4 protein-coding genes are annotated in these 7,235 nt (G+C 59.3%); 2 read left to right on the top strand and 2 right to left on the bottom strand.

Going from position 1 to position 7,235, the window contains the following annotated elements; genetic code table 11:
* Positions 1–1,875: methyl-accepting chemotaxis protein (locus tag KGA85_RS24255; RefSeq protein ID WP_223543440.1), on the bottom strand; the 1,875-nt coding region annotated here is incomplete at its 3' end.
* 189 nt (positions 1,876–2,064) lie between these two features.
* On the opposite strand from KGA85_RS24255, the gene KGA85_RS24250 reads away from it, so the two are divergent.
* Positions 2,065–3,543, top strand: a complete 1,479-nt coding sequence (locus KGA85_RS24250) for a helicase HerA-like domain-containing protein (RefSeq protein ID WP_223543439.1) — start codon at positions 2,065–2,067, stop codon at positions 3,541–3,543.
* A gap of 120 nt (positions 3,544–3,663) precedes the next feature.
* On the opposite strand, the gene KGA85_RS24245 is transcribed toward KGA85_RS24250, so the two are convergent.
* Positions 3,664–4,119, bottom strand: coding sequence for a DUF721 domain-containing protein (locus KGA85_RS24245; protein WP_108228633.1), 456 nt, complete (start codon positions 4,117–4,119; stop codon positions 3,664–3,666).
* A 307-nt stretch (positions 4,120–4,426) separates the two neighbouring features.
* Here KGA85_RS24245 and secA point away from each other — a divergent pair, with 307 nt between their 5' ends.
* Positions 4,427–7,162: a preprotein translocase subunit SecA gene (gene secA / locus KGA85_RS24240; RefSeq protein WP_223459539.1), complete on the top strand. Its 2,736-nt coding sequence runs from the start codon at positions 4,427–4,429 to the stop codon at positions 7,160–7,162.
* Positions 7,163–7,235: the final 73 nt, after the last annotated feature.

Genomic DNA, 7,235 nt, shown 5'->3' with positions numbered 1-7,235 from the left:
GCCTACCAACTGCTTCAACCGTGCCGCCTGCTGCTCAAGGTCCGAACACGCGCGCAAGGTCGATTGCAGGTTTTCCACACCTTCCTGGTTCAGCGTGTTGATCTCGGTGATGTCGACGTTGATCGACTCCACCACGGCGGTCTGTTCCTCGGTCGCGGTAGCCACCGACTGGTTCATACCGTCGATTTCACCGATACGCAGCGTCACGCTGTTCAGGCGTTCACCCGCGAGGTTGGCGATTTCCACGCTGTCCTGGCTGTGGCGCTGGCTGTCGCTCATGGTGCTGACCGATTCCCGGGCGCCGACCTGCAGCTCCTCGATCATGGTTTGCACCTGTTGCGCCGATTCCTGCGTGCGGTGTGCCAGGTTGCGCACCTCGTCCGCCACTACGGCAAATCCACGACCGGCCTCACCGGCGCGGGCGGCCTCAATCGCGGCATTGAGCGCCAGCAAGTTGGTTTGCTGGGAAATGCTGGTGATCACTTCGAGAATCTGCCCGATGTTCACCGTTTTGCTGTTCAGCGATTCGATATTGGAGCTCGAAGCAATGAGCATGTTCGACAGTTGATTCATCGCCACGATGCTGCGGTCCACCACTTGCTGGCCGTCCTCGGCCAGGCTGCGGGCATCGCTGGCCTGGCTCGAAGCCTGCGCGGCGTTACGGGCAATTTCCTGGGCGGCGGCGCCGAGCTGGTTGATGGCGGCCGCGACGCTGTTGGTGCGCGAGGCTTGCTGGTCGGAGTTGAACATCGACGAGTTGGACGCGGCCACCACGCGCAATGCCACTTCGTTGACTTGCCCGGTGGCCGAGGACACTTCGCGGATCGAGCCGTGAATACGCTCGACGAAACGGTTGAACGCGGTGCCGAGGGTGCCGAACTCGTCATTGTTCTGGATGGTCAGGCGCTTGGTCAGGTCGCCTTCGCCGTCGGCGATGTCGGCCATGGCGCGTGTCATGACGTGCAACGGCTGGATCAGGATGCGAATCAGCATGCCGAGCAGGGCGATGATGATGGCCACGGCAATGATGGTCGCAACGACAGCCGAGGTGCGGAATTCGCTGAGCATCGAGTAGGCTTTTTCCTTGTCGACCGACAGACCGATGTACCAGTTGACCGACGACAAGCCTTTGATCGGGGTGAAGGTCACGATGCGGGTTTTGCCGTCGACCTGGATTTCGCTCATTGCGCTGCTGATGGCCGGCGTGTCTTGCGGGTAGACATCCTTGAGCGTCTTCATTGCCAGCGTTTTGTCGGGATGTACCAGGATCTTGCCGTCGGAACTGACCAGGAAGGCATAACCGATGCCGTTGAAATCCAGCGTGCCAAGGCTGTCGGCGATCACCTGCAAACTCAGGTCGCCACCGACCACGCCGATGTTCTGGCCGTCCTTGATAACGCTGTCGACAATGGAAATCACCAGTTGGCCGGAGGCCAGATCAATATATGGCTCGGTCAATGCCGAACCGCTGCTGCCTTGTGCGCTCTTGTACCAAGGGCGTGCACGCGGGTCATAGCCATCGGGCATCTTGCTGTCCGGGCGAATGATGAAAGAGCCATCCTTGTTGCCGAGGTAGGCGCCCATGAAGGTCGAGGTCACGGCTTTTTGTACAAGCAACCTGGAAACGTTGTCGGCATCGGGATTGAGCGCGACAGTTTGTGACAGGTTTTCAATCAGCAGGCTGCGCCCGTTCAACCAGGTCTGGATATTGTTGGCGGTCACTGCGCCCATTTCCTGCAGATAATTTTCCAGGTCTTTGCGGATGGCGTTGCGCTGCAAATAGTCGTTGTACAGCGTGAAGGAGGCGAAGGCGGCAATCACAATGAGGGCGGCGGCCAGCAGGATCTTATGGCTGAAACGCAGATTTTTGTTCATGGCTTGGGGTTCCACTAAGGTCTTAATGTCCAGCGCGTGCTTTTATAAAGGGACGCACGACGGGCAAGGTTGAAAGCAAGTGAATTTTCCGACTCTCCTTAGGGAAATTTCCGACCAGATCGTGTCTGACTGCTTTGTCAGTTATCTCTATCGGCCGTGTAGGGCCAAAGATTAATCATGGGTGACCAAATGCCTGACTCATTGCAACTCGTTATCGGCGCCGATCTCGAAGGGCAGCCGATTGCCCAGGCCATGCGCCTGGCGAACCGCCACGGTTTGATCGCGGGCGCGACTGGCACCGGCAAGACCGTCACGTTGCAAAGAATGGCCGAAGCCTTCAGCGATGCCGGCGTGGCGGTGTTCGCCGCCGACATCAAGGGGGACCTGTGCGGTCTCGGTGCCGCCGGCAACCCCCAGGGCAAGATCGCCGAGCGGATTGCCGGGATGCCCTGGCTCAACCACAAGCCTCAGGCTTATCCGGTGACGTTGTGGGACGTACACGGTCAGTCCGGTCATCCTTTACGCACGACCTTGAGTGAAATGGGGCCGCTGCTGCTGGGCAGCCTGCTGGAGCTGACCGACAGTCAGCAGTCGGCGCTGTACGCCGCGTTCAAGGTGGCGGACCGCGAAGGCCTGTTGTTGCTCGATCTCAAGGATCTGAAGGCGTTGCTCAATCACCTGCGGGACAACCCCCAGTTGCTGGGCGACGATGCGGCATTGATGACCACCGGCTCCAGCCAGGCATTGCTGCGACGACTGGCAACCCTGGAGCAACAGGGCGCCGAAGCCCTGTTTGGCGAGCCGGCGCTGCAACTCGAAGACATCCTTCAACCCACCGCGGAGGGCCGTGGGCGCATTCATTTGCTGGATGCCAGCCGCCTGGTGCATGAAGCGCCGAAAGTCTACGCGACGTTCCTGCTGTGGCTGCTGGCCGAGCTGTTCGAGCAGTTGCCGGAGCGTGGCGATGCTGACAAACCGTTACTGGCGCTGTTTTTCGACGAGGCTCACTTGTTGTTCAACGGTACGCCCCAGGCATTGCGTGATCGTCTGGAGCAAGTCGTGAGGCTGATTCGTTCGAAAGGCGTGGGCGTGTATTTCGTCACCCAGTCACCGGGTGACCTGCCGGATGATGTGCTGGCGCAGTTGGGCTTGCGCATCCAGCACGGTCTGCGTGCGTTCACCGCCAAGGAGCAGAAGTCCCTGCGCGCAGTGGCCGAAGGTTTCCGACCGAATCCTGCGTTCGATGCGTTGTCAGTGTTGACCGAGCTCGGGATCGGTGAGGCGCTGGTTGGCACCCTGCAGGAAAAGGGCACGCCGGAAATGGTCCAGCGGGTGCTGGTGGCACCGCCGCAATCGCGGATCGGGCCTTTGACCGACGCCGAGCGCACGGCGCTGATTGCCGGTTCGCCGTTGCAGGGGCGTTATGACAAGCCGATTGACCGTGAATCGGCCTATGAGGTGCTGATGGGGCGCAAGGGGTTGGCACCTGAGCCCGAAGCGGAGCAGGGCAAACAGGAACCGAGCTTCACCGAGCAGGCGGGAGAGTTCCTCGGCACAGCGGCAGGGAAGGCGCTGAAATCGGCGATGCAACAGGCGGCGAACCAGATTGGCCGACAGTTGGTGCGCGGCTTGATGGGCTCGTTGCTGGGCAGCAAAAAACGCCGGTAGCGAGTGGACACAATTTAACTGTGGGAGCGAGCCTGCTCGCGATGGCGTCGCATCATTCAACTTATGCATTGAATGTTGCATGGCAATCGCGAGCAAGCTCGCTCCCACATTGGATTTGTATCAGGTCCTGGATTTGGCGTGCGCCGCCAGTCGCTCCAGCGCTGCCCGCAAATTCGGGTCGCTGATGCCATCGGCCGTGGCCTGAATGGTCGCGGCCGCGTCGTTGGACAAATCCATGGTATGCCCGGCCGCACCTTGCTGAACGGTCGGCGGTTGAACTTTGAACAGAATCCGGGTCAGATTGGCGAACTCATCGAACATCTGCAGTTGCCGTAGCAGGCGCTTCTGCTGGTAACGCAGGCGGGTTGCCCAATGTCCGTCGGTGACAATCAGCAACAAACTGCCTTCGCGCCAGGAAGCCACGTGGCAATGCTCGCGAGCGGCGGGTTGCAATTGGCTTTCGAGCAAACGTTGCAGATGACCCAGGCGTTGAGCGTGGCCGAGAATGGCCTTCAGCGGCTTGGCTTCGCGTAGTAGAACGGCAGGTACTTTGGCCGTAAGTGGGCGAAATGCCATGATCAGACACCTGAAGTAACAGAGGCGCCATGGTAGCAGAAAGCGCCGGATGCACCCGCCCATTGCTTTTGTGGGTGCTTTGCCCATTAAATCAACAACTAACTTCTGCCTTGAACGGCTTGAAGTTGAGCAAAACGCCCTTATTTTAAGTGAGCCCCGTCAAAGCGTTGTGCCAGCATCGTGGAATATCGCCACTTTCCTCTCCATCGTTTCCGGGTAGAATGCTCGTTCGCATGCGGCCATGAGGGCTGCACGGGCGACTCACGGGGCCGCCCTCCATCCCTTTAGTGTGGAAGATCCTGCCGATATGTTTGCGCCTTTGTTAAAGAAACTTTTTGGAAGCAAGAACGAGCGTGAAGTCAAACGCATGCTCAAGACGGTGCAACTCGTCAATGCCTTCGAAGAGCAAATGGTGGCCCTTTCGGACGATCAATTGCGTGCCAAGACCAGCGAGTTCAAGGCCCGCATCGCCAAAGGGGAATCCCTCGACAAACTGCTGCCAGAAGCCTTTGCGGTCGCCCGCGAAGCCGGCAAGCGTGTCATGGGCATGCGCCACTTCGATGTCCAGCTGATCGGCGGCATGACCTTGCATGAAGGCATGATCGCGGAAATGCGTACCGGTGAAGGCAAGACCCTGGTGGCAACACTGGGCGTTTACCTCAACGCGCTGTCCGGCAACGGCGTGCACGTTGTGACGGTGAACGACTACCTGGCCCGCCGTGACGCCAACTGGATGCGCCCGCTGTATGAATTCCTCGGCATGACGGTCGGCGTTGTCACGCCGTTCCAGCCGCCGGAAGAGAAGCGCGCTGCCTACGCCGCCGACATCACCTACGGCACCAACAACGAATTCGGTTTCGATTATCTGCGCGACAACATGGCGTTCAGCATGGAAGAAAAATTCCAGCGCGAACTCAATTTTGCCGTGATCGACGAAGTCGACTCCATCCTCATCGACGAAGCCCGCACGCCGCTGATCATCTCCGGTCAGGCCGAGGACAGCTCCAAGCTGTACATCGAGGTCAACAAGCTGATCCCGACGCTTGAGTTGCACATCGAAGAAGTGGAAGGCGAAGTCACCAAGGCCGGCCACTACACCGTTGACGAGAAGACCCGCCAGGTCGAACTCAACGAAGCCGGTCACCAGTTCGTCGAAGAAACGCTGACCCGCATAGGCCTGCTGGCTGAAGGCGAGAGCCTGTATTCGGCGCATAACCTGAGCCTGCTGACTCACGTTTACGCCGGCCTGCGCGCGCACAAGCTGTTCCATCGCAACGTCGAATACATCGTGCAGGACGGTCAGGTGGTACTGGTCGACGAGCACACCGGCCGTACCATGCCGGGTCGCCGTTTGTCCGAAGGCCTGCACCAGGCCATCGAAGCCAAGGAAAACCTGAACATTCAGGCCGAAAGCCAGACGCTGGCGTCGACCACCTTCCAGAACTACTTCCGTCTGTACAACAAGTTGTCCGGCATGACCGGTACGGCCGACACCGAAGCGTTCGAGTTCCACCAGATCTATGGCCTGCAGGTCATGGTGATTCCACCGAACAAGCCGCTGGCCCGTAAAGACTACAACGACCTGGTGTTCCTGACTGCCGACGAGAAATACGCGGCAATCGTGGCTGACATCAAGGAAAGCATGGCCGCAGGCCGTCCGGTTCTGGTCGGTACCGCCACCATCGAAACCTCCGAGCACATGTCCAGCCTGCTCGTGAAGGAAGGCATCGAACACAAGGTTCTGAACGCCAAGTTCCACGAAAAAGAAGCCGAGATCATTGCCCAGGCCGGTCGCCCGGGCGCACTGACCATCGCCACCAACATGGCCGGTCGTGGTACCGACATCCTGTTGGGCGGTAACTGGGAAGTGGAAGTGGCTTCCCTGGAAAACCCGACCCCTGAGCAGATTGCCCAGATCAAGGCCGACTGGCAGAAGCGTCACCAGCAAGTGCTCGAATCGGGCGGTTTGCAGGTGATTGCCTCCGAGCGTCATGAATCGCGCCGTATCGACAACCAGTTGCGTGGTCGTGCCGGTCGTCAGGGCGACGCCGGTTCCAGCCGCTTCTACCTGTCGCTGGAAGACAGCCTGATGCGCATCTTCGCCTCTGACCGGGTGAAGAACTTCATGAAAGCCCTGGGCATGCAGCCTGGCGAAGCGATTGAGCACCGCATGGTGACCAACGCCATCGAAAAGGCTCAGCGCAAGGTTGAAGGCCGCAACTTCGACATTCGCAAGCAACTGCTCGAGTTCGACGACGTCAACAACGAACAGCGTAAAGTGATCTATCACATGCGTAACACGTTGCTGGCCGCCGACAACATCGGTGAGACCATCGCTGACTTCCGTCAGGATGTGCTCGACGCCACAGTCAGCGCACACATTCCTCCGCAATCGCTGCCTGAGCAGTGGGACGTGGCCGGTCTGGAAGCTGCATTGCAGAGCGATTTCGGTGTCACGCTGCCGATTCAGCAATGGCTCGACGAAGACGATCACCTGTACGAAGAAACCCTGCGCGAGAAGCTGATGCAGGAACTCATTGCCGCGTACAACGAGAAAGAAGACCAGGCGGGCGCCGAAGCGCTGCGCACCTTCGAGAAACAAATCGTTCTGCGCGTGCTGGACGACCTGTGGAAAGACCACCTGTCGACCATGGACCACCTGCGCCACGGTATCCACTTGCGTGGTTATGCCCAGAAGAACCCGAAGCAGGAATACAAGCGCGAGTCGTTCACCCTGTTCTCCGAGTTGCTGGATTCGATCAAGCGCGATTCGATCCGTGTGCTGTCCCACGTTCAGGTTCGTCGCGAAGATCCGATCGAAGAAGAGCAGCGCCTGCGTCAGGAAGCCGAGGCATTGGCCGCTCGCATGCAGTTCCTGCATGAAGAGGCTCCGGGCCTTGAGCAACCGGAAGTGCTGGGCGAAGAGGTCGATGTTGCCCTCGCTGCTGCGCCGGTTCGCAACGAGCAGAAGCTGGGTCGCAACGAGCTGTGCTACTGCGGTTCGGGCAAGAAGTTCAAGCATTGCCACGGGCAGATTCAGTAAACCCGTTTCAAACGCTGAAATACCTGCGCCGCGACCGGCTTCTGCCGTCGCGGCGTTTTACCATTCGAACCAC

The organism is Pseudomonas sp. GL-B-12 (genome assembly GCF_019955895.1).
In the GTDB taxonomy this organism is placed as follows: domain Bacteria; phylum Pseudomonadota; class Gammaproteobacteria; order Pseudomonadales; family Pseudomonadaceae; genus Aquipseudomonas.
Note: the sequence above shows the minus strand (reverse complement) of the source record. Positions and strands in the feature narration are given on the sequence as shown.

Excerpts from the sequence above, each read along its gene's own strand:
- KGA85_RS24250 (WP_223543439.1), top strand. The coding sequence starts at position 2,065 with ATGCCTGACTCATTGCAACTCGTTATCGGCGCCGATCTCGAAGGGCAG.
- KGA85_RS24245 (WP_108228633.1), bottom strand. The coding sequence starts at position 4,119 with ATGGCATTTCGCCCACTTACGGCCAAAGTACCTGCCGTTCTACTACGC.
- secA (WP_223459539.1), top strand. The coding sequence starts at position 4,427 with ATGTTTGCGCCTTTGTTAAAGAAACTTTTTGGAAGCAAGAACGAGCGT.